Here is a 23508-nt window from a genome sequence, read left to right on the forward strand (position 1 = left end):
GAAATAAAATGACAGTCAATCGCGAATTATTTGATCACGTAATGGTTCCTAACTACGCACCTTCAAGCGTAATTCCAGTTCGAGGCGAAGGCTCTCGCGTATGGGATCAACAAGGTCGAGAGTTTATCGACTTTGCTGGTGGTATTGCCGTTAACTGTCTTGGCCATTGCCACCCTGCATTAGTAGGCGCATTAAAAGAGCAAGGCGAAAAGCTTTGGCATCTATCAAATGTAATGACCAACGAGCCAGCACTACGCTTAGCTAAAAAAATGGTTGATGCAACCTTTGCCGAAAAAGTTTACTTTGCCAACTCAGGCGCAGAAGCAAACGAAGCAGCACTTAAATTAGCGCGTCGTTTTGCCCTTGATCAATTTGGCGCAGAAAAATCACAAATCATCGCATTCAACAAAGGTTTCCACGGCCGTACATTCTTTACCGTAACTGTTGGTGGCCAAGCGGCATACTCAGATGGTTTTGGTCCTAAGCCAGGCGACATTGTACATTGTGATTACAACGACCTGGCAGCATTTGAAGCCCTTATTAGCGACAAAACATGTGCCGTAATGATGGAGCCACTACAAGGTGAAGGCGGTATTGTTTCGCCAACTGACGAATTTGCACAAGGCGTTCGTGATTTATGTACTAAACATAATGCACTGCTTATTTTTGATGAAGTGCAAACAGGTGTTGGCCGTACAGGTAACTTATACGCATACCAAGGTTTAAACGTTGTTCCTGACATTTTAACTACGGCTAAAGCATTGGGCGGCGGTTTTCCTATTGGCGCTATGATCACCACAACTGAAATTGCACAACACCTTAAAGTAGGTACGCATGGTTCTACTTATGGTGGTAACCCATTAGCGTGCGCCGTTGCTGAAGCAGCATTCGATACTGTAAATACCCCAGAAGTACTTGCTGGTGTAACAGCAAAAGCAGCATTATTTAACCAACTACTTACTGAAATTAATAATAAATACCACGTGTTTAGCGAAATTCGCGGCCAAGGTTTATTAATTGGTGCAGTAGTAAGCGAGCAATACAAAGGTCGTGCAAAAGAGTTTTTAGTGGCAGGTACTGAGCACGGTCTTATGTCATTAGTTGCCGGTGCTGACGTGGTTCGTTTTACACCATCATTAGTTATCCCAGAAGCCGACATTCGTGAAGGTATGGCACGCTTTGAAAAAGCAGTAGCCAGTGTTGTAAGCGCTTAACATAGCCAAACAATATCTATTAAGGGCAGACCTAGTTTGCCCTCTAATTTTAATTTACCGTTATAATATAAGGGAGTAAGCGGGTTTATGATGATCCTTCGCCCAATCCAACAAAGTGACTACCCTGCATTAGTGAAAATAGCCCACGAATCGGGTCATGGCTTTACTTCTTTACCTAATAATGAAAAGTTATTGCAAAAGAAAATAGATCATTCGGTTAGCTCATTTGCAAAAGCTGCTACCGAGCCGGGCGACGAAGGTTATTTATTTGTACTAGAGGACACCGAAACAGGTGAAGTAGTTGGCACCTCAGGTATAGAAGCCGCTGTTGGCTTAGATGATGCATTTTATCACTATCATTTAAGTAAAGTGATTCATTCTTCACGCACTCTAAACGTATATAAAGCAGTTGATATTTTAACGCTTTGTAACGATTACACCGGCGCTACAGAGCTATGTACATTATTTTTGAAAGACGCATACCGCAAAAACAGTAACGGTAAATTACTTTCAAAATCGCGTTTTATGTTTATTAAGCAGCATCAAGAGCGTTTTGCACAAACCGTCATTGCAGAAATGCGTGGTGTGTCTGACGACAATGGCAGCAGCCCATTTTGGCAATGGCTAGAAGAGCACTTTTTTTCAATGGACTTTCCAACTGCCGACTATTTAACAGGCATAGGCCAAAAAGTATTTATTGCTGAATTAATGCCTAAGTACCCAATTTACGTTAATTTGCTCAGCAAAAATGCGCAAGCTGTTATTGGTAAAGTACACGACAACACACGCCCAGCAATTGAGCTATTAAAAAGTGAAGGTTTTACCTTTAATGGGTATGTTGATATTTTTGATGCCGGCCCCACAGTTGAAGCAAAAGTAGATAACATTGCCACCATTCGCAATGCTAAACACTTTAAAGTTGAAATAGGTGAACCAAGTGGCGACACCATGGTGTTATTAGCCAACGAAAAGCTTACAGACTTTAGAGCAACTGTAGTACCTATGACGTTCGATGAGCGCATGAGCAGCATAGTAATAACGCAACAAGTAGCCGATGCACTGTATTTACAAGCGGGCGATAGCGTAAGCGCAACCACGATTTAATTTAGGAGAAAGTATAATGACTCATCCTGCACAATTTATTAATGGTCAATGGTCACAAGGCCAAGGAACCGAATTTAGTTCAGTAAACCCAGCCAATAACAATGTTATTTTCCAAGCAAACTCAGCAACTGCAGAGCAAGTAGACGCTGCAGTTAGCGCAGCGCGCGAAGCGTTTTATGCTTGGGCTGATAAAACATTTGCTGAACGTTTAGAAATAGTTAAAGCATTCGCAGCGCAATTAAAAGAAAACAGCGAAGAGCTAGCCATTACTATTGCACAAGAAACAGGTAAGCCACTGTGGGAAACTCGCACAGAAGCGGGTGCTATGGTTGGTAAAATTGCCATTTCTGAAAAAGCGTTTTTAGAGCGCACTGGCGACGTAGAAAATGCAATGCCACTAGGGCGCGCAATGATCCGCCACAAGCCACACGGTGTTGTAGCTGTATTTGGTCCGTATAACTTTCCGGGGCATTTACCTAATGGCCACATAGTGCCAGCGCTTTTAGCGGGTAACACGGTTATATTTAAACCGTCAGAACTTACGCCTAAAGTTGCCGAGCTTACGCTTAAGCTGTGGGAAAAAGCAGGTTTACCAGCGGGTGTAATTAACCTTGTACAAGGTGAAGTAGCAACGGGTAAAGCCCTTGCTGCTCACAAAGGTATTGATGGCTTGTTCTTTACGGGTTCTTCGCGCACAGGTCATATTTTACATGAACAGTTTGCGGGTCAACCTGGTAAAATTTTAGCGCTAGAAATGGGCGGTAATAACCCACTTATTATTACTGACGTTGAAGATACTAAAGCGGTTGTTCACGATATTATTCAATCAGCGTTTATTTCAAGTGGCCAGCGTTGTACCTGTGCACGTAAACTATTTTTACCAACGGGTAGCAAAGGTGATGTAATCCTGGAGCGTTTAATTACCGCAACTAAAGCGATTAAAGTAGGTAATTATGACGATGCAGATCAGCCATTTATGGGCTCAATGATCTCATCAGCCGCCGCTGCCGGTATGGTTAAAGCGCAAAACGAACTTGTTGAGCTTGGTGCTCAAGTATTGGTAGAGCTTGAGCATACAGTTAATACTGGCTTTGTAACACCAGGTATTATTGAGTGTACAAATATTAGCGACTTCCCAGATGAAGAGCATTTTGGACCACTTCTAAAAGTATTCCGCTTTGACGACTTTGACCAAGCAATTGATAAAGCCAACGACACAAGCTTTGGTTTATCAGCAGGTTTACTTAGCGACAGTGCAGCCGACTACGAGCACTTTTTACGCCGTATTCGCGCTGGTATTGTTAACTGGAACCGCCCAATTACTGGCGCATCAAGTGCTGCACCGTTTGGTGGTATTGGCGCATCGGGTAATCACAGAGCCAGCGCGTATTACGCTGCCGATTACTGTGCATACCCAGTAGCATCAGTAGAGCTTGAAAAAGTTGCTATGCCAGCTACATTAAGCCCAGGCTTAAAAATAGACTAAAATTACTACTAAATAATTATAAAAGCAGCTTCGGCTGCTTTTTTTGTATTAGCTATGTCGCTAAGCTAGTAATTATTAGTGCTTTCTGCTTAAATTACTGAATTAATTATTTTTAAGGTATACGTGTAATGGTTTTAAATAGGCAAGGGTACGACGACTTAATTATGTACCTAACTCAAAACTTAGCTTTATTTGAAAAGCCGGGTGAAATAAAACCAGGTGCACCTACGGTTATGGAATTAATCGAAGACGTGATTGCACAAAACGTAATGCTCATATGTCAGCAGCACACAGAGCTCACTACAGAGCAGCGTAGCCAAATTGTGCGTGAAGTTGATGGCATAGTTTACGATTTACAAGAAGTCCTCAGTAGCATCACCTCGCGGCCTGTTACGGTAGAGCAACACATGTTTATTGATGAGTTTGGTGGTTTGGTTAAAAACCTATTTGATAACGCCGTTTCTTAGCCCGCAACCCTTCTATATTTTCCGGTAGCACGCTTTAAATGCGCTGACGGTTTTACCACCCTTGCATAAATTTAAGTGCCTTGATCAAGCTAATTTATATTATTGCTGGGCGCTCACTTATTAAAGCTGATTGGTATACAATCAAGAAAATAATTTTTGAGGTATAACAATGCAAGCAAATGTAAAATGGGTTGAAGGTAATACCTTTATTGGTCGCTCTAATTCAAATCATAATGTTGTATTTGACGGTGGTAGCGACAGTGCTGCACCGAGCCCTATGGAAATGGTATTAATGTCAATCGGTTGTTGTTCATCGGTTGATGTAGTGAGCATTTTAAAAAAAGCCAAACAAGATTTTAGCAACGTAGAAGTACAGTTAACGGCAGAGCGCGCCGAAACTGCCCCACGAGTATTTACCAAAGTTAATTTACACTTTGTAGCAACGGGCAATAATGTGTCTGAAAAGCACCTTGCACGCGCTGTTTCACTCTCTGCTGAAAAGTATTGCTCGGTCGCATTAATGCTTGATAAAACAGTAAAAATTACGCATAGCCACGAAGTTGTGCAAGATCAAGTAAAATAACGCTTTTTCCATGAGTAAAATTCGTATAAAATCCGCGAACTTTTATTCTGCTAGAGCAGATTTCACTAATTTATAGGTTGGTTTATTATGAACAAACCCTTCGATAAACTTAAACTTCATGGTTTTAATAATTTAACTAAAAGTTTAAGCTTTAGTATTTACGACATTTGCTATGCAAAGACCGAGCAACAACGTAAAGAATATATTGAATATATCGATGAGCAGTACAGTGCAGATAGACTAACCGACATTTTAGGTGAAGTTGTTGATATTATAGGTGCTAACATTTTAAATGTAGCGCGCCAAGACTACGAACCGCAAGGTGCAAGCGTAACTATTTTGGTTTCAGAAGAGCCGGTAGAAGAGCAGCAAAATTACGATGCTGACGAAGCTCCAGGCCCATTACCAGATTCAGTGGTTGCCCATTTAGATAAAAGCCATATTTGTGTACACACGTACCCAGAAGCTCACCCTGATGACGGTATTTGTACTTTTCGCGCCGATATTGAAGTGTCAACGTGTGGCATAATATCGCCACTTAAAGCGTTAAACTTCCTTATTCATAGTCTAGAGTCAGACGTAGTAACAATTGACTACCGCGTACGTGGTTTTACCCGCGACATAAACGGCGTTAAGCACTACATCGATCATGCAATTAGCTCAATTCAAAACTTCATGACAGAAGATACCAAAGAAGCGTACCAAATGATGGACGTAAACGTGTATCAAGAAAACCTGTTTCACACTAAAATGATGTTAAAAGAGACTGATTTAAATACCTATTTATTCGGCCTTTCTACGGATGATTTGTCAGATGAAGAAGAGGAAGAAATTCGCTCTAAACTGACCCGTGAAATGCAAGAAATATTCTATGGCCGTAACTTGCCAGACCTAGATTAAATAGCAAAATATAGTCAATAAAAATGGCGCTCAATGAGCGCCATTTTTTTGTGTTAAAAAGCTTATAGCCAGTATATTTAGTATTATTTAAGCATGCTGTAAAGCAAAGCCATTACCGCCATTGAGCCAACCGCTAATATAAATAAGGTGCTTAAACGATTACGATGCTTGTGTAATGCCGGTACTTTATAAACAGCAATCATGGGCATAATAAATAAAATCATCGCAATAATAGGGCCAGATAACTGATCCATCATATCGAGTATGCTCGGGTTTTTAACCGCGCAAAACCAAATAGCAAAAAACATTAGTACAGCACCTACCTTATCGGCAACTTTAGCGCTTATGTTAGATTGCTTAGTCACCAAGCCAGTAAAGCTTTCGCGTGCACCCAAAAAGTGCCCTAAAAATGACGACATAATCGCAATAAACGCCACCAATGGGCCAAGCGTAGCAATAAACGAATTGTCAGTAATATTGGCAAGGTACGATAAAACCGACACATTTGCCGCTTTCGCCGCCGCCATTTGCTCGCCAGTTAAGGACAACACACACGAAAACACAAACAGCAATACAAAGGTAATTAACAGTAAACTGGTGCGCTTTAATATCGCCTCAGACTTAGCAACCGCTTTATTACCATAATGACCGCGTTGTACGTTTACAAAGCTCGAAATAGCCGCTGCGTGGCTAAACGAAAATACAATAATAGGAATCGACAACCACAGTGTTTTACCAAAGCTGCTCACTTCTGGCAGCGCCATATTCGGCATTTGCCAACTAGGGATTAAATACAAGGATAAAAAAAACAATATGCCCACAAGCGGATAAACTAAAATAGCAAAAGCACGAAGCATCAGCTTTTCGCCGCCCATCATTAAGCCAATCATACCTGCAACCAATACACCAGAAAGCAACACCCGCGAAGGCGACTCCATACCAAGCTGGTTCACCATAAAGCTGTCTACGGTATTGGTTAAACCGACACCATAAATAAGTAAAATCGGAAAAATAGATAAAAAGTACAGCAAAGAGATTAGCCGACCCGCGGTCACCCCAAAATGTTCCTCTACTACATCGGTAAAGTCAGCATCTTTATTTTTTGACGACAGCACAAACCGCGCTAAACCGCGGTGCGCTAAAAAGGTCATTGGAAAGGCCAAGCACGCCATAATAATTAACGGCCAAAAACCGCCAATACCAATATTAATAGGTAAAAATAAAATACCGGCACCAACGGCGGTACCAAATAGGCTTAACGTCCACTGTGTGTCGTGTAAAGTCCAAGAAGACTGTTTTGCTGTAGATGCATTAAAATGCGTAGCATCTTGAGATGGGGGCATAAGCTCACCAGGTTTTTTTAGAATAATAATGACGGCAAAGCATATAGTTTTTACTTAATGATTTCATTCGATAAACTAGCTTAATATTCGCTTATTTGTAGCGTACCAGTTACGCCTGTAATTAATTTGCAACAGCGTTATAAAAGTGAGCAGAGAATGGCAGTGGCTTTAGCTCAACGTTAAAAATAATAAGCAGGAAAGGTGCGATTAAAAAGGGGGTTAATAGCTTTTCCCCATAAAGTTTAAAGTTTACACACTGCAATCTAGAGTATAATTATTGTAAACCCTACTTTCCACCTAGGTTGTAAAGTGATTGAAAACAGGAGTTTTTGTGATATTTGAAACCTTGTCAGTTAAGCATTTAGCTATGTTATTGCAATTTGAATCAGAAAATAAAGCTTGGTTTGAATCAATGCTGCCGCCGAGAGAAGATTACTTTTATCGCGATTTAGGCATTAAAATGCATATTTATGATGCCATTATAAACATGCAATTAGGTACGCATTATTCGGGTGTGCTTATTGTTAATGAGCAAATTGTTGCGCGCGCAAATTTAAAAGATATAACAGGGCAAACAAAGACTGCCGCAGTGGGTTATCGAGTTGCTAAAAATAGCATAGGTAAAGGCTACGCCAGTTTTTGCCTTAACGAATTAATTAGCATAGCCGCTCAGCATTATGCAGTTAACAAGTTAGAAGCCTTAGTTCTAGATAATAACCCCGCCTCAAAAGCCGTACTATTAAAGTGTGGCTTTAAAGCCCAATCACATAAAGACAACTACATGACAATAAACGGACACACATTAGGCGTTACACACTTTTTACGCGCACCGATTTAAGTGTTTCTTAAACAAATGTAGTTATGTTTTCATAAGCTCAAATTTACTTAATTTATAGTTTTATTTTAGGTGAGCGAATACGATCCCCTAGTTTGGTTTGCGTTTCGCATATTGCATTACGGCACTTTAATTTATCAGCATTTGGGCTTTTGATTATCTGGTGTACACTGGCAAAGTAACTTATTGATAAGGATATTGAATTGTCGCAGCCTCAAACTCTTCCAATTCCAGCTATGCGCTGGCTTTCTCTTTTATTGTGCGCAATAACCGCAGCAACAATAACTATATTTTTAAGCAAAGTGGGCTTTGTACAAAAGGCGTACGCAAGCTGGAGCGCTATTTTAAATATCAATCCGGTTTTGCATTACAGCAGCGCATTTTTAGCAGGTATTGGCGTAAAGCTGCTGCTTGATAAGTTTTATATATCGCACCCTAAGCGCAGTATTGGGTTTAGTTGGCGGTATCCGCCAGTGACAATTGCTGTGTGGTTATCAATATCAGCCTTACTTATTTATCTTTTTGTGAATACAGCATATAGACCTTATTTTCTTGACGATGATCTACTTTTTTCTAGTTTGAAGTATGTACACATCACTTTATTTTCATCTGCATTATTTGCTTTGTTTCAAGAACCTAAAGATAAAGCAAAAAAGTTGAATGGTAAGTCATGGTTTATCTTATTCACTGCTTTAGTAACACTCTTGCTTGCATCGGGTTTTTACCATACACCATGGCCGCTTATTACTACGTTTACTTTGCTTTACTGTCTTGCTGTTATTTTAAGGTTGCGAGCTAGCAGCGAGATAAAACAACCTCACAGCCAAAGCAGCTCTGTTGAAGCTAATACGGGCGATGGCCTGAACGATTTAGATGATTTTAGAGAGTGGTTTAAAGATGACTCAACTATTAAAAATACAGAGGAATTAGAACCCGATTTACAGGTGTACGCAAAGCGTATCACCGGGCGGTTAAAAAATGGTGGTGATAAGTATGAAAAAGACTTAGCACAGCACATAGCTCTTTGTGGGCCTTATGGTTGTGGAAAAAGCAGTATCGTCAAAAGTGTTGTGAATGACTTAGCAAAAAACTCGGAAAAAGAGAGTATTTGGATACACAGCGATATATCAACATGGGGCGCAGCCAGTGGCAGCGTTGCGCATGTGGTATTAAGCCATATTATTGATGATATAAGCCAGCATATTGATATGTGTGCCTTTCGTGCCCTCCCTAAGCATTACACCGAAGCGTTAAAGTCAGGCGGCAGTTGGCTGCAATTTGCTTCAACACTACTTGCAGGTCCTGTTGATACAGATATAAGCTTTAAAAAGCTTAACAAGGTACTGCAAGCAACCAACCATAAACTATTGATTACCTTGCAAGATGTTGATCGTGGTACGGGCGATGAAAACGAAAAACGTTTAAATGATATAGCTGCGTTGTTGGATAGGTTAAAAAACCGAAAATTAAGTTATATTAATTTTATTATTGCTATGGGTAATGAAAGTGATGTGGCTACTGAAGTAATTTCAAGAGCGACTGATTATAGAGAGGATATTGCTAAAAGTAATTTTACAGATTTACTTGTTGATTATATTTATGAGAATTTAACCAAAAGTAAGATGGTTTCAATAATTCCTTATCAATGGGAAAAGTTAGATGATGTAAAAAATATTTTAGGTAAACGAATTACTTTTTATCTACCTGAAAGAACAGAGCTAAATAAACTAATTTCGAGCTTCCGTATTTTAAAAAAAGTGCTTCGTCGAGCCGATGAGATTTGGTGGGATAACAACTTAAAAGGCGAGGTCAATTTTATATCTTTGCTTATGATGTTAGCGCTCAGAGAAGTTGAGCCTAACTTATTTTCTAAATATATTAACTTTATAAACTCTGCAAAACTTAAAAGTGAACAGACAGATATTGAAAGGTTTATAGAAAAAGATACTCCTAAAGAGGTGAAAAATTACCTAAGCGTAATGCTAGGTATAAAAATTAAGACTGTTTCAATACGTGATAGTAACCCTCTAAAAGAAAGAGATATTTGGCTTTTAAACCCTAATAATGAATATTTACAAACAGTTGGTTGCTCCAATGAAATGTCATTTTATGTTCAGCGTATTCTGCGTCAAAGTATTTTTAGTTCAGAATTTAAAGATCAAGATGTTATCCGAGATATATTAAATTTGAAGAAACTTTCACTTTTACTATTTGTAGAAAAGTGGCTAAGTTTTGACGAATTTAAACAAGAGAAGTATTCGCAATTTATTTTTCTTAAGTTCAACGAAGATCAAACATTAGCTTATCAAGAGCTAGGCAGTGATAACTTACCCAATGAGCTGTCATCTACAACATGTAGACATGTAATAAAGTTTGTACATTACATAGCTAAAAATTTAACCATTAAAAATATATATGAAATTTTTAATAGATTATTATATGTACAAGATGCTAGGGAGCATTCAAATGCACTTATTAATTACCTTGGCTTTAATGAAAACGGCATACCGATCGAAATTGAGGATCTTATTTATAAATTGAACTTAGATAAAAATAAAGGCAGATATTTATTATTTTGTTTGAAGCAAAGTTACAAGTTATACCATGCAGAAAAAAGATTAAAGGATGTTAGTGAAAGTGAAAAGTTCCATTGCTTAGGGAGAATGTTGGATAATTCAGAATATCTTAGGCAGCCCGTATTGAACTCTGACTCAAAATTAGACAATACACCTAAAATACCTAATGTTACAAGCTTATATACAATCTCTTATAAAACAAGCGTTGGAGTTGTTGAGGTCAAATAATCAATTAGAATTATTTGTTCGGCGTGAAGTGACTCGATAGTGAGATTATTTTTCAAATAGAATGCAGAGCAGGACTTTTAGTGGCTAAAACTATCTTCTACGAGTGAAGATTCTACCGCTTAAAACTCATGACTTAAACATGTTGGGTTTCGTTGCACTCAACCCAACCTACGGTGTTTAAATTGTCATTGAGCTGCTTGTGGCTTAAGCCCGCAGCTCGTTGCACTTTACTCTTCAATAGCTGAGACAATAAAATACGGATTTAAATACTCATCTTTGGTGTTATAAATAAGCGGGCTGCCATCAATTTTAGTCACTTTTGCACCGGCGATTGCGGCAATGGCATGGCCGGCGCCAGTATCCCATTCACAGGTTGGGCCTAAGCGTGGGTAAATATCGGCGCTGCCTTCGGCCACTAAACATAGTTTTAGTGAGCTGCCTTTTGAAACCATTTCAACATCGTCAAAGCGTTTTACAAATTCGGCTAAATCAGGTGAGGGGTGTGAGCGGCTGCCAACTACGCGTATTAACCCTGTGTTTGGCTTGGTAGTTACTTTTAGCTCTATGCGCTCATCGCCTTTGTCTTTAAATGCGCCTATGGCTTCGCTTGCTAAGTAAGATACGCCAAGGGCTGGGGCGTCTACTACGGCTAAAACCGGAATGCCATTTTCGATAAGTGCGATATTTACGGTGAATTCACCATTTTTTTTAATAAACTCTTTGGTGCCATCGATAGGATCTACTAGCCAGTAACTTTTCCATGCTTTGCGAACTTCCCAGCTTATATCGGCGTTTTCTTCACTTAATATAGGAATGTCGGGAGTGAGCTGCTGTAGCCCTGCAACAATAATTTTATGAGCTGCTAAGTCGGCGTCGGTTACAGGGCTTTCATCGGCTTTGTATTCAACGTTAAAGTCCTTTTGATAAATTCCCATTATGGCGCTACCCGCTTTGCGGGCAAGGATCAGGGTTTCTTCTAGCAGTTCGGTTTGGTTCATTGGGGTTAACCTATATTATGTGCTGTTGTTTTAGATACGTTATCAGCTGAACAACCGATTGGTCTAGGGTGTTTTTACTGGTATCTAAAATTATTTCTGGATTGATGGGTATTTCGTAACTGGAATCAATGCCGGTAAAGTGTTTAATTTCGCCAGCGCGGGCTTTTTTGTATAAGCCTTTAGGATCGCGGCTTTCGCATACATCGAGTGGGGTGTCGATAAATACTTCAATAAACTCCTTGTCATCTACTAAGCTGCGTACCATGTCGCGCTCTGCTCTAAAAGGCGATATAAACGCAGTAAGCACTAACAAGCCAGCGTCAATCATAAGTTTTGCCGTTTCACCTACGCGGCGAATATTTTCAACTCGGTCTGCGTCGCTAAAGCCTAGGTCTTTACATAAACCGTGGCGTACGTTGTCGCCATCGAGCAGGTAAGTATGAATACCTTGTTGATTAAGTGCAGCTTCTAGCGCGTTTGCTACTGTACTTTTACCTGAGCCCGAAAATCCGGTAAACCATATAATAGCGCTCTGATGCTTTTTTTGCTCACTACGTTGTGCTTTAGTGGTTGCGTAGTTATGCCAAACAATATTTTCATCCATAGTGAGTTATCTCTTTATGCTGTGCGTGCCGGTATTAAAACGGAAATACTAGCGGGATCAAGGTTAATACTGTTATTGAATAAATAATAGAAAGGGGCAAGCCCATCACTACATAATCTTTTAAACGATAGTTACCCGCGCTGTAAACCATAAGGTTAGTTTGATAACCAAACGGCGATATAAAACTTGCTGATGCGCCAAACGCAACCGCCATAATAAATGGCAGTGGGTCTACGTTAAAGCCAACGGCAAGTGAATAGGCAACCGGAAACGACAATGCTGCAGCGGCGTTATTGGTTATCAGCTCGGTAAATAATACTGTCATTAAAAATATTGCGATAAAGGCGCTGTATGGGCCAAAGTCGCCAAGTACTACAAACATAGCCGCCGATATTTGCCCAGCAAGTCCGGTGCCTATCATTAGTTTTGCTAAGCCTATGGCGCTGCCTACTACGGCGAGTAACTCAATAGGAAAGCGACGTTTTACTTCGCTAAGCTTAATAGTACCGCAAAGCATAAAGCCAATCAGTAATACTAATAAGCCTTTAACTAGCGGCACTAAGCCAATAATACTTAAGCCCAGTACAGCGGCAAAGCTTAGCAGCACAATGTTTGACTGTTTAGGCGCTAGGTGAGTTTGTAAATCAAACCCCGATATATACACAAATTCGCGCTTTAAATTAGGCAAGCTGTAAAAGTTTTTACCCGGGGCGAGTATTAGTGAGTCGCCTGCTTGTAAACGCACTTGCCCTAAACCACCTTGCAGGCGATCGTGGCCGCGGCGAATAGCAATAACGGCCGCATGAAACTGCTCTCTAAAGCGGGCTTCTTTTACGGTTTTACCAATAAATTTTGAAGACTGACTTACGACAACCTCTACTAAGTGCTCTATGTCTTTTTGATGATTGTCGTGCACTACTTTTAAACCATCGAAACGCGTAAGTAGGGGGACTGATTTTATATCGCCCACAAAAAGTAATATGTCGTTTTGTTTAATTATTTGCTGTGGCGTGACCGCACAAATACGTTGGTTATCGCGAATTATTTCGCCTAAAAATAAGTCTTTAAGTTCACGCAGGCCATTTTCTTCTACGGTGCGACCAATTAGCTTTGAACCGGCTTGTACTTTACCTTCAAGATAAAAAGGCACGACTTCTTGGTCGCTTTTACCGTTGTCGGGTAAGTATTTTAACATGACTAAAATAGTGATTAAGCCCACGCTTAATGCGCCCAAACCTACTAAGGTAAAGTCAAAAAATCCCAGTGGCGCCATACCCGCATCTACGGCAAAACCATTTACTATTAAGTTGGTTGATGTGCCAATAAGGGTAATAGTGCCGCCTAAAATAGCGGTGTACGATAGCGGTAATAATAACTTTGATGGCGAGTGATTGGGATTGTCTTTTATCGCGGTAATTAAGGAGGCAACCACGGCGGTGTTATTGGTAAACGACGATAAAAACGCGGTCGAAAGCCCCAATTTAGTCACTGATTTAACTAAACTACCGCTCGATAGCGATTGCGCTAATTTTTGAATAAGGGTGGTTTTTTCAATCGCAATTGACACTAATATTAATAACACCAAAGTAATTAGCGACGGGTTAGTATAATTAACTAACATGCTTTCTAAATCTATTAGCCCTGCTAAGTAGCTGCTGCCAATGGCTCCCACAAATAGCCATGCAGGATTAAGCCGAGTGCCAAAAAGGCACCCGACTAAAGTAAGCATAATGCCTGTTAAAATGAGCTGATCTACCATGCTTTATATCCTATAACAGGCTAAAAAAGTATTATAACTTTGATATATCAAGCGCTTGCCAATGCGGAAAGTGCTTGCGTACTAAAGTGTTAAACTCAACTTCAAAAGCACTAAAGTTACTTTGCTGCGCTTGGCTTTGCAGTACTTGCTCTATCATACCGGCTGCAATAGTTAAGTTAGATAAGCGATCGATAAGTATAAACGAGCCGGTTTCGTGATTACTGTGATACTCATCAGCCAAAATAGTTTCGCTAAGTTCTAGCGTTACAATAGCGATTTCGTTTAACTGTAGAGTGTCGCTGCTACCATGCTCTAAGGTATTTACATCGATAGTGTGATCAATCTTAGTAACTTGAGCAGAGGTGTTTTTGCTACCAAGTTTAAAGTTATAGCTTTTACCTAGTTGCAGCGGCGTTTCGTGCATCCATACTAATTTAGCTTGTAGCTGGTTGGTAACTATTGCCGTAGAGCTTGCTGGTACAATGACATCGCCTCGGCTAATATCAATTTCGCTATTTAGCGTAACGGTAATTGCTTGGCCAGCTTGTGCACTGTCTAGGTTGCCATCAAAGGTAACAATTTCTTTAATGCTAGAAGTTTTGCCCGATGGTAGTACTTTTATTGCATCGCCCACTTGTAACTTGCCTGAGGCTAGCGTGCCCTGAAAACCACGAAAGTTTAAGTTAGGGCGCGCCACATATTGCACCGGTAAACGTGCTTCAAAGTCAGTGTCGATTTGCGCTGCTGGCGAGTCTTCTAATAACTCTAGCAATGGTTTATCGGTGTAGTAAGGCGTATGTACAGAACGAGTAACTACGTTATCGCCTTTAAGCGCCGACATAGGTACAAATTTAATGTTACTTACATTAAGTTGCTCGGCAAATTTTAAGTAGTCAGCTTTAATTTTTTCATAAACAGTTTCGTCAAAATCAACGATATCCATTTTATTAATAGCCACAACAAATTGCTTAATACCAAGCGAGTCACAAATAAAGCTGTGACGTTTAGTTTGTACTTGCACGCCGTAACGTGCATCCACCAAAATAATGGCCACATCGCTGGTTGATGCACCCGTTACCATGTTGCGCGTATACTGCTCGTGCCCTGGGGTATCGGCAATAATAAACTTGCGCTTAGCGGTCGAGAAGTAACGGTACGCTACGTCAATGGTAATACCTTGCTCACGCTCAGCTTGTAGGCCATCAACAAGTAATGCTAAATCAAGGTCATCACCTGCGTTACCTACTTTTTCGTTATCTTTATGTAGCGCTGCTAACTGATCTTCATAAATTTGGTGGCTGTCGTGCAGTAGGCGGCCAATGAGTGTTGATTTACCGTCATCTACGCTGCCACAGGTAAGCATGCGTAATAAGCTTTTGTCTTGCTGACGTGCTAGGTAAGCGTCTATACCGATTGCTTTTACTTCGTTAAATGTGTCGTTATTTTGATTAGCCATTAGAAATACCCTTCACGTTTTTTCTTTTCCATTGAGCCTGCCGAGTCATGGTCAATAACTCGACCTTCACGTTCAGATGACGTAGATAGCAGCATTTCTTCAATAATTTCGGTTAATGAGCTGGCCGTTGATTCCACTGCACCGGTAAGTGGGTAGCAGCCTAAAGTACGAAAACGTACCGACTTCATCATTGGCACTTCACCCTCCAAAAGTGGCATACGCTCATCGTCAACCATAATTAAGGTGCCGTCGCGATCAACCACTGGGCGCTCTTTTGCTAGATACAAAGGCACCATGTCGATGTTTTCTTGATAAATATATTGCCAAATATCCAACTCGGTCCAGTTAGACAGTGGGAATACACGAATACTTTCACCTGGATTTACTTGGCTGTTGTACGTATTCCAAAGCTCTGGGCGTTGGTTTTTAGGATCCCAGCGGTGGTGCTTATCGCGAAATGAATAAACACGTTCTTTAGCGCGTGACTTTTCTTCGTCGCGGCGTGCGCCACCAAAGGCGGCATCAAAGCCATATTTGTCGAGTGCTTGCTTTAAACCTTGAGTTTTCATTATATCGGTATGTTTACCAGAGCCATGCTCGAATGGGCTTATACCAATTTCCATGCCTTCTGGGTTTTTATGCACTAGTAGCTCAAAGCCGTATTCTTTGGCAATACGGTCACGAAATTCAATCATTTCGCTAAACTTCCAATTAGTGTCTACGTGTAATAACGGAAACGGAATTTTTGCAGGGTAAAATGCTTTACGCGCTAAGTGCAAAAGTACCGACGAATCTTTACCAATTGAGTAAAGCATTACTGGGTTCTCAAACTCAGCGGCGACTTCGCGCATGATTTTGATACTTTCAGCTTCAAGCTGCTGAAGGTGAGTTAAAGCCATTGTTAGTCGTCCTACTAAAATAATTAAAAGTTAAAATCTAATAAATGTATAAAGCTTATGCCACATCGGTAAGTGGTTGCGCAAAACTGCTAGTTTGCGCTTTGGCACCAAACCAATGTAACTCTTGGTGCAAGGATGCTACTTCGCCAATAATAAGCAGCGCAGGAGAAACCACACTGTTACGCGTAATTAAATCGGCAAGCTCGCCCAGCTTTCCAGTAATTACGCGTTGATTTTTACGGGTGCCGTTTTCAATAATGGCAACGGGTGTATTGGCGTTGCGGCCATGCTTTAAAAGCTCAGCTTGTATATGTGGCGACTTTATCACGCCCATATAAATAGCTAAGGTTTGATTTGGTTTAGCCAGCGATTGCCAATCGAGTTCTTGGCCGTCTTTTTTACAATGCCCGGTTACAAACTGAATCGCTTGTGCGTGGTCACGATGGGTAAGCGGAATACCCGCATAGGCACTGCATCCTGCAGCGGCAGTTATACCAGGTACAATTTGATAATTTACCTTGTTAGCCGCAAGTACTTGTACTTCTTCGCCACCACGACCATAAATAAACGGATCGCCACCTTTAATACGGCATACTTTTTTACCTTGCTTGGCTAAATCGACCAGCATTTGGTTAGTGTCTTGCTGCGCTACGCTGTGATCGCCTAAACGCTTGCCTACACAAATAAGGTCGGCATCACGGCGCACTAACTCCATGATCTCGTCAGACACTAAATAGTCATAAACCACTACATCGGCTTGTTGCATAAGTTGCAGTGCCTTAAGTGTCAGCAATTCAGGATCGCCAGGGCCTGCACCTACTACATAAACCTCGCCTTCGGGCTCGGCTTTAGCATTTAGCATGTGTTCTAACTGTTGCTCTGCGGCTTGGGTGTCGCCGGTTTGTACTTTACTAACAACAGATGAGTCGAATACGCCTTCCCAAAACTGGCGACGATCGGCAAAGTGCTTAAAGCGTTGTTTTACTTTGCTTCTAAAGCCACCCACAAGCGTTGCCAGCGGGCCAATATGTTGCGGTATTAGGGTTTCTAATTTTTCGCGTAGGCGACGTGCTAATACCGGGGCAGTGCCTGCGCTTGATATAGCAATTGTGATTGGGTTGCGATCGACAATCGATGGAAATATAAAGGTGCACTTAGGCTGATCGTCAACTACATTAACAAAAATGTTATCAGTATTAGCCAGTTCAAACACTTGGCTATTTACATGCTCTAAATCTGTAGCAGCAATTACCAGCATCATATTTTTTAAATGTTGCTCGCTAAAGTACTCATGTATAAGCGTTACTTTATTTTCGCTAGCAAGTTCAATGAGCTGTTGGCAAAATTTGGGAGCGACTAAAGTAATACTGGCACGCGCTTTTAAAAGCGCGCTGCATTTGCGCAACGCAACATCTCCACCGCCAACAACCAATACAGGTTTGTTGTCGAGTTTGGTAAAGATAGGTAAATACTGCACGTTAATCACACCCCTAAAATAAATGGCTCGTTTAGCCTGATAGCCACAATATAGCGCCACATACTAAGTAAAAAATAATTAAAACCCACTCGTTATAACTAAAAGTTATAACGAGTGGGTTTTTAAGGCCGAAATCTTAATTAGTAAGGCTTTGCGGTCGGTTGCATGTAAAACTAAGGGCTTAGAGTGTTTGGTTATGAGCTATAGCAAGTTTAGGTTACTATAATTACAGGTATTAAATCACGGTATAAATATGATGAGGTTACTATGATTAAACAACAAAAAGAGGCTGCTTTGGCTGTCGCCTTAATGGATTTAACCAGCTTAAATAGCAACGATGATAGTGCCGCTATTAATACGTTAGTGAACAGCATTAACCCTAAATTAGGCACGCCCGCTGCAGTATGTGTTTACAGTGATTTTGTAGCAGAAGCAAAAATAGCCTTAGCTACCAGAGAGCTAAGCCATATAAAAGTAGCCACAGTAACTAACTTTCCAACGGGTGACGCACCTTTAAATACCGTAATAAACGAAACACTAATTGCCATAGAGCGCGGTGCAGATGAAATTGATTTAGTTATTCCATATAAAGCGCTAATAGCGGGTGATAAAAGCCGTGTGCTTGAGTATGTTACCGAGAGCAAAAAAGTCTGTGGGTCGCGCGCTCTACTTAAAGTGATTATAGAAAGCGGCGAGTTACAAACACCCGATTTAATCGCATCAGCCACATTATTAGCTATTAAAGGCGGTGCCGACTTTGTAAAAACCAGTACCGGTAAGGTCGCCGTTAATGCCACGCTTGATGCGACAAAAACTATACTCAATACCATTAAAGAATCGGGCAAGCTAGTTGGCTTTAAAGCGGCGGGAGGGGTTAAAACAGTTGCAGATGCGAGCGATTACTTAACCCTTGCAAGCACTATTATGGGTAATGACTACTTACAAGCAAATACCTTTAGATTTGGCGCATCAAGTTTATTAACTAATGTGTACGCGGTATTAAATGAAGCGTGATAGCGAACAAGAAAAACAACAGTTAGAGCACGAGGCAGCGAGGTTGTTTTTACGTTGTTATGAGCAGCAATATGGCATTCATATGCGCCATATTTGGCATAATGAGCCCAATAAGCCCGACGTTAGCTGCTACAAAGGCGATCAGCAACTTGATATTGAAGTTGCGCATTTATATGCCAGTGAAACCGAAGCAATGGCAGTGCTTGGCCGGCCACTGTCAATTCCAATGCAACGGGCATTGGCCGATATGGCGCAAGCCCCAAGTGAGCAAAGGTTACGCCTAGCGTTAGAGAGATTACTGGAGCAAAAAGCCACTAAATCTTATCATTCAGCGCGAACTTGGTTATTAATTCGCAATGCCAGCACTATTTGGCATAAAGCAGACTTTGATGCTCAGCTTAAAATGATTAGTGTGCCGCAAACGCATGCATTTGAGCAAATTTGGTTGCTATGCGATTTCTATCGTGGCGAGTTGGTACGTTTATTTTGATTTTTTTACGGTAACTCATTGCAGGAATGACTTTTTATTGCATAAATAAATATTAATTTAGCGAGTTAAGTGGTTAAATAATGCGGTGTGTAAATTAACGGTGAAGATTTTATCAGATGACAATCTTTACTCTTGTGTTAATGAACTGCGTAAGTATAATAGGCATCCACTTTGCAGGGGCGTAGTTCCAATTGGTAGAACAGCGGTCTCCAAAACCGACGGTTGGGAGTTCGAATCTCTCCGCCCCTGCCAATATTACTCGCGATGCGGGTAAGTCTGGGGTTAAAAATCGGTTTAAATAAGTCTGTTTTTAAGTTTAGATTTTAATGGATTAACCCTACCATAGCGTAGGGTTGTTGTGTCTGTAGTTAAGGTAATAATATTATGAGCACGAATGTAGAAACGCCATCAAGTGCGATGGAGTCAGTAAAGTGGTTAGTAGCAATAGTGCTACTTGCAGGCGCAGTTGTTGGTAATCACATGTTTGCAGATCAGTCTGTATTACTACGTGCGATTGGCGTTGTAGTTGCAATAGCAGCTGGTTTAGCAATTGCCTCGCAAACAGCTAAAGGACGTACTTTCCTTACTTTTGCTAAAGAAGCAAGAATTGAAGTGCGCAAAGTAATTTGGCCAACGCGTCAAGAAACTATCCACACGACATTAATTGTAATGGTTGCAACAGCGATAATGGCACTTATCCTTTGGGGATTAGATGGCATTTTATTCCGCGCTGTAGGCTTTTTAACTGGATTGGAGATCTGATCCCATGTCGGATGAGAACAACGAAATAAAGCTACGTTGGTACGTAGTACAGGCTTTCTCAGGTTATGAGAAGCGTGTTGCACAAACTATTTTAGAACACATTAAAATCAAAGGCCTTGAAGAGAGCTTTGGTGAGGTATTAGTACCAACAGAAGAAGTGATTGAGATGCGCGCTGGTCAAAAGCGTAAATCTGAGCGTAAGTTCTTCCCAGGTTACGTACTAATTCAAATGGATATGAACGATAAAAGCTGGCATTTAGTTAATAGCACAGAACGTGTTATGGGCTTTATTGGTGGTACGTCTGATCGCCCTGCACCAATTAGTGCCAAAGAAGCTGAGCGTATTCTTAATCGTTTACAAGAAAATGCTGAAGCACCTAAACCTGCTACCTTATTTGAACCAGGTGAAGTTGTTCGTGTTACTGACGGTCCATTTGCTGACTTTAGCGGTGTTGTTGAAGAAGTTGACTACGAAAAGAGCCGCGTTAAAGTGTCGGTACTTATTTTTGGTCGTTCTACACCGGTTGAACTTGAATTTGGTCAAGTTGAACAAGATAAGTAATTGATTAAAAAAGTGATGCTAATTTTTTTATAAAATTTGGCACGAAGCTTGAAAAAGGCCGCTGATTAACTTATAATCAGCGGCCTTTTTGTATTTGGGTAAATTAATTTTACACTACAAAAAGTACGAAACAATTTTTTATATTGGGGAGCCGTTAGAGTACGCGTCCTCGCGCGCACAAGGCTGAGACCCACTTAATGAGGTATTTATAATGGCTAAAAAAGTTGAAGCTCTAATCAAGCTACAAGTTAATGCTGGTATGGCTAATCCTAGTCCACCAGTAGGTCCTGCACTAGGTCAACACGGTGTAAACATCATGGAATTCTGTAAAGCGTTTAACGCACGTACAGAGTCTATCGAAAAAGGCGCTCCAGTTCCTGTAGTGATCTCTGTTTACGGTGACCGTTCTTTTACGTTCGACATGAAAACTCCACCTGCAGCATACTTGCTACTTAAAGCAGCTGGCGTTAAATCAGGCTCAGGCCGTCCTAACACTGAAAAAGTAGGCACAGTAACTCGTGCTCAACTTGAAGAGATTGTTGAGACTAAACGAGCTGACCTTACAGCTTCTGATTTAGAAGCTGCGGTTCGCACTATCGCAGGATCTGCTCGTGCGATGGGCTTGAGCGTAGAGGACTAAGAATATGGCTAAATTAACTAAACGTATGCGTACTATCCGCGAAAAAGTGGAAGTAACTAAAGATTACGAAATCAACGAAGCGATCGCGCTTTTAAAAGAGTTAGCGACAGCTAAGTTTGTAGAAAGTGTTGACGTTGCTGTTAACCTTGGTATCGATGCTCGTAAATCTGATCAAAACGTTCGTGGTGCAACTGTACTACCTAACGGTACTGGTCGTGACGTTCGCGTTGCAGTATTCACACAAGGCGCTAACGCAGAAGCTGCGAAAGAAGCCGGTGCTGAATTAGTAGGTATGGAAGATCTTGCTGAGCTAGTTAAAAAAGGCGAGATGAACTTTGACGTTGTTGTTGCATCACCAGACGCTATGCGTGTTGTTGGTCAACTAGGTCAAATCTTAGGCCCACGTGGTCTAATGCCAAACCCTAAGACTGGTACAGTAACACCTAACGTTGCTGAAGCAGTTAAAAATGCAAAAGCGGGTCAAGTACGTTACCGTAATGACAAAAATGGCATCATCCATACTACTATTGGTAAGGTTGATTTCACTGCTGAGCAATTACAACAAAACCTTGAGTCACTAATTGTTGCGCTTAAGAAGGCTAAACCTTCTCAAGCTAAAGGTGTTTACGTGAAGAAAGTAAGCATCTCTACAACAATGGGCGCAGGCGTTGCTGTTGACCAAAACACGTTAAGCACAACTGTAGCTTAATCGGTGTTTACATGGCGTGAAATTTGTACTATAATTTCGCGCCATTTTGTTGATTAATTCGTTTTTCAGCAAAGTAAAGAATTCGGGTTGAAGTCCATAATTTCGTTGCACCTTAGGGTAAAGCGATAAATTGGACTTCCGTCCAAGACCGTAGGTGGCTTCGGCCTTAATACTCACCTACGTAGACGGTGTAGACCCCAGATAGATTTTTCCTAATCCTTCTGGCTCTCGCCGTAAAAAGCATCTCTATCTTGTTTGATAGGGAAGAGTAGAACAGGGGACACCGAGTGTCGGTAACCCCATTAAACCAGGAGTAACACCCATGGCTTTAAATCTTCAAGGCAAACAAGCAATAGTTGCTGAAGTCAACGAAGCAGCCAATGGTGCTCTATCTGCAGTTGTTGCAGATTCTCGTGGTGTAACAGTTGGCGCAATCACTGCCCTTCGTAAAGAAGCTCGTGCAAATGGTGTTTGGATGAAAGTTGTCCGTAACACTTTAGCAAAACGTGCTCTTGAAGGAACACAGTTTGAGTGCCTTTCTGATTCATTTGTTGGTCCAAGCTTAATCGCTTTCTCATCAGAGCACCCAGGTGCTGCTGCGCGTATCTTTTCTGCTTTTGCAAAAAAGAACGAGAAATTTGAGCTTAAAACGGCCGCTTTTGAAGGAAATGTTGTTGATGCAGCAATGCTTGCTACATTACCTACATACGACGAAGCTGTTGCACGCTTAATGAGCGCTATGAAAGAAGCGTCTGCTGGTAAATTGTGTAAAACAATTGAAGCAGTACGTGTACAGAAAGAAGAGCAAGCTGCTTAATTTTAAGCTGTTTAATCCCTTTCGGTGTAAAATTTATTTGGACTTAAAGTCCGTTAATTATTAGGAAATTTGAAATGTCTGTATCTAAAGACCAAATCCTTGACGCAATTGCTGAAATGTCAGTAATGGACGTTGTTGCTCTTATCGAAGCAATGGAAGAAAAATTCGGCGTAACTGCTGCTGCTGGTATGGTAGCTGGTCCAGCTGCTGAAGCAGTTGAAGAAAAGACTGAATTTGATGTAATCCTTACTGGCGCTGGCGCTAACAAGGTTTCTGCAATCAAAGCAGTTCGTAGCGCAACTGGCCTAGGCCTTAAAGAAGCGAAAGCTCTTGTTGAAGCTGCACCAACACCTGTTAAAGAAGGTATCTCTAAGGAAGAAGCTGAAGCTCTTGCTAAAGACCTTACTGAAGCTGGTGCTGAAGTTGAGGTTAAGTAATTTAGCTTTTGCTAAGTTCGCTGCCTGAGAAATCAGGCAAGGGCTGGTGATTATTTAATCACCGGCCTTTTTGCGCTATAGAGTGATGCACTCTTTTAGTTCAAATAAAATCTGGTTTTTTCTTTACTTTCAACGCTTTATAGTTTGC

General features: G+C 41.0%; 23 protein-coding genes and 1 tRNA gene. 17 read left to right on the forward strand and 7 right to left on the reverse strand.

Going from position 1 to position 23508, the window contains the following annotated elements:
- The first annotated feature begins 8 nt into the window (after nucleotides 1–8).
- From J5X91_RS08325 to speD, 6 genes are all read left to right on the forward strand, one after another.
- A complete protein-coding gene (locus tag J5X91_RS08325; protein WP_011326912.1) occupies nucleotides 9–1214 on the forward strand; it encodes an aspartate aminotransferase family protein in 1206 nt (401 codons plus the stop codon).
- Between the two features lie 87 nt (nucleotides 1215–1301).
- Nucleotides 1302–2318 carry an arginine N-succinyltransferase gene (gene astA / locus J5X91_RS08330; RefSeq protein ID WP_011326913.1) on the forward strand — a complete coding sequence of 339 codons (1017 nt, stop codon included), beginning with the start codon at nucleotides 1302–1304 and terminating at the stop codon, nucleotides 2316–2318.
- Nucleotides 2319–2334: 16 nt separating this feature from the next.
- Nucleotides 2335–3804 carry a succinylglutamate-semialdehyde dehydrogenase gene (astD, locus tag J5X91_RS08335; RefSeq protein WP_011326914.1) on the forward strand — a complete coding sequence of 490 codons (1470 nt, stop codon included), beginning with the start codon at nucleotides 2335–2337 and terminating at the stop codon, nucleotides 3802–3804.
- Nucleotides 3805–3932: 128 nt separating this feature from the next.
- The gene (locus J5X91_RS08340; protein ID WP_011326915.1) at nucleotides 3933–4271 is read left to right on the forward strand and encodes a DUF3802 family protein; all 339 of its coding nucleotides are present in this window, start codon (nucleotides 3933–3935) and stop codon (nucleotides 4269–4271) included.
- 169 nt (nucleotides 4272–4440) lie between these two features.
- Complete coding sequence (locus J5X91_RS08345) at nucleotides 4441–4854, forward strand: OsmC family protein (RefSeq protein WP_011326916.1); 414 nt, start codon at nucleotides 4441–4443, stop codon at nucleotides 4852–4854.
- A gap of 87 nt (nucleotides 4855–4941) precedes the next feature.
- Nucleotides 4942–5754, forward strand: a complete 813-nt coding sequence (speD, locus tag J5X91_RS08350; RefSeq protein ID WP_011326917.1) for an adenosylmethionine decarboxylase — start codon at nucleotides 4942–4944, stop codon at nucleotides 5752–5754.
- 83 nt (nucleotides 5755–5837) lie between these two features.
- Here speD and J5X91_RS08355 read toward each other — a convergent pair whose 3' ends face one another.
- The gene (locus J5X91_RS08355) at nucleotides 5838–7097 is read right to left on the reverse strand and encodes an aromatic amino acid transport family protein (protein ID WP_208834392.1); all 1260 of its coding nucleotides are present in this window, start codon (nucleotides 7095–7097) and stop codon (nucleotides 5838–5840) included.
- A 331-nt stretch (nucleotides 7098–7428) separates the two neighbouring features.
- Between J5X91_RS08355 and J5X91_RS08360 the strand changes: the two genes are divergently transcribed.
- Both J5X91_RS08360 and J5X91_RS08365 read left to right on the forward strand, forming a co-directional pair.
- Nucleotides 7429–7935 carry a GNAT family protein gene (locus J5X91_RS08360; RefSeq protein ID WP_208834393.1) on the forward strand — a complete coding sequence of 169 codons (507 nt, stop codon included), beginning with the start codon at nucleotides 7429–7431 and terminating at the stop codon, nucleotides 7933–7935.
- Nucleotides 7936–8135: 200 nt separating this feature from the next.
- Complete coding sequence (locus J5X91_RS08365; protein WP_208834394.1) at nucleotides 8136–10736, forward strand: P-loop NTPase fold protein; 2601 nt, start codon at nucleotides 8136–8138, stop codon at nucleotides 10734–10736.
- A gap of 227 nt (nucleotides 10737–10963) precedes the next feature.
- On the opposite strand, the gene cysQ is transcribed toward J5X91_RS08365, so the two are convergent.
- From cysQ to cysG, 6 genes are read right to left on the reverse strand one after another with little or no spacing between them, the layout of a single operon-like run.
- Complete coding sequence (cysQ, locus tag J5X91_RS08370; protein WP_208834395.1) at nucleotides 10964–11734, reverse strand: 3'(2'),5'-bisphosphate nucleotidase CysQ; 771 nt, start codon at nucleotides 11732–11734, stop codon at nucleotides 10964–10966.
- Nucleotides 11735–11744: 10 nt separating this feature from the next.
- Nucleotides 11745–12338 carry an adenylyl-sulfate kinase gene (cysC, locus tag J5X91_RS08375; protein ID WP_208834396.1) on the reverse strand — a complete coding sequence of 198 codons (594 nt, stop codon included), beginning with the start codon at nucleotides 12336–12338 and terminating at the stop codon, nucleotides 11745–11747.
- 34 nt (nucleotides 12339–12372) lie between these two features.
- Nucleotides 12373–14097 carry an SLC13 family permease gene (locus tag J5X91_RS08380; RefSeq protein ID WP_011326928.1) on the reverse strand — a complete coding sequence of 575 codons (1725 nt, stop codon included), beginning with the start codon at nucleotides 14095–14097 and terminating at the stop codon, nucleotides 12373–12375.
- A 31-nt stretch (nucleotides 14098–14128) separates the two neighbouring features.
- The gene (gene cysN / locus J5X91_RS08385) at nucleotides 14129–15553 is read right to left on the reverse strand and encodes a sulfate adenylyltransferase subunit CysN (protein ID WP_011326929.1); all 1425 of its coding nucleotides are present in this window, start codon (nucleotides 15551–15553) and stop codon (nucleotides 14129–14131) included.
- The gene (gene cysD / locus J5X91_RS08390) at nucleotides 15553–16452 is read right to left on the reverse strand and encodes a sulfate adenylyltransferase subunit CysD (RefSeq protein ID WP_011326930.1); all 900 of its coding nucleotides are present in this window, start codon (nucleotides 16450–16452) and stop codon (nucleotides 15553–15555) included. The genes cysN and cysD overlap by 1 nt, the downstream gene beginning before the upstream one ends.
- A 55-nt stretch (nucleotides 16453–16507) precedes the next feature.
- The gene (gene cysG / locus J5X91_RS08395) at nucleotides 16508–17929 is read right to left on the reverse strand and encodes a siroheme synthase CysG (RefSeq protein ID WP_208834397.1); all 1422 of its coding nucleotides are present in this window, start codon (nucleotides 17927–17929) and stop codon (nucleotides 16508–16510) included.
- A gap of 267 nt (nucleotides 17930–18196) precedes the next feature.
- On the opposite strand from cysG, the gene deoC reads away from it, so the two are divergent.
- The 9 genes from deoC (at nucleotide 18197) to rplL (ending at nucleotide 23360) form a co-directional block, all read left to right on the forward strand.
- Entirely contained in the window at nucleotides 18197–18943 is a 747-nt protein-coding gene (gene deoC, locus J5X91_RS08400; RefSeq protein WP_011326932.1) for a deoxyribose-phosphate aldolase, read from the forward strand.
- Nucleotides 18933–19433 carry a hypothetical protein gene (locus tag J5X91_RS08405; RefSeq protein ID WP_089367604.1) on the forward strand — a complete coding sequence of 167 codons (501 nt, stop codon included), beginning with the start codon at nucleotides 18933–18935 and terminating at the stop codon, nucleotides 19431–19433. Before deoC ends, J5X91_RS08405 begins: the two co-directional genes overlap by 11 nt.
- Nucleotides 19434–19608: 175 nt before the next feature.
- Nucleotides 19609–19685, forward strand: a tRNA-Trp gene (locus J5X91_RS08410).
- Between the two features lie 132 nt (nucleotides 19686–19817).
- Nucleotides 19818–20195, forward strand: coding sequence for a preprotein translocase subunit SecE (gene secE, locus J5X91_RS08415; RefSeq protein WP_011326934.1), 378 nt, complete (start codon nucleotides 19818–19820; stop codon nucleotides 20193–20195).
- A 4-nt stretch (nucleotides 20196–20199) separates the two neighbouring features.
- Nucleotides 20200–20757, forward strand: a complete 558-nt coding sequence (gene nusG, locus J5X91_RS08420) for a transcription termination/antitermination protein NusG (protein ID WP_011326935.1) — start codon at nucleotides 20200–20202, stop codon at nucleotides 20755–20757.
- Nucleotides 20758–20968: 211 nt separating this feature from the next.
- Nucleotides 20969–21397, forward strand: coding sequence for a 50S ribosomal protein L11 (rplK, locus tag J5X91_RS08425; protein WP_011326936.1), 429 nt, complete (start codon nucleotides 20969–20971; stop codon nucleotides 21395–21397).
- A 4-nt stretch (nucleotides 21398–21401) separates the two neighbouring features.
- On the forward strand, nucleotides 21402–22106 hold the full coding sequence (gene rplA, locus J5X91_RS08430) for a 50S ribosomal protein L1 (RefSeq protein WP_011326937.1): 705 nt from the start codon (nucleotides 21402–21404) through the stop codon (nucleotides 22104–22106).
- Nucleotides 22107–22428: 322 nt separating this feature from the next.
- A complete protein-coding gene (rplJ, locus tag J5X91_RS08435; RefSeq protein ID WP_011326938.1) occupies nucleotides 22429–22923 on the forward strand; it encodes a 50S ribosomal protein L10 in 495 nt (164 codons plus the stop codon).
- Nucleotides 22924–22997: 74 nt separating this feature from the next.
- Complete coding sequence (rplL, locus tag J5X91_RS08440; RefSeq protein WP_011326939.1) at nucleotides 22998–23360, forward strand: 50S ribosomal protein L7/L12; 363 nt, start codon at nucleotides 22998–23000, stop codon at nucleotides 23358–23360.
- Nucleotides 23361–23508: the final 148 nt, after the last annotated feature.

This window comes from Pseudoalteromonas sp. K222D (assembly GCF_017653575.1).
GTDB classification, from domain to species: Bacteria; Pseudomonadota; Gammaproteobacteria; order Enterobacterales; family Alteromonadaceae; genus Pseudoalteromonas; species Pseudoalteromonas nigrifaciens.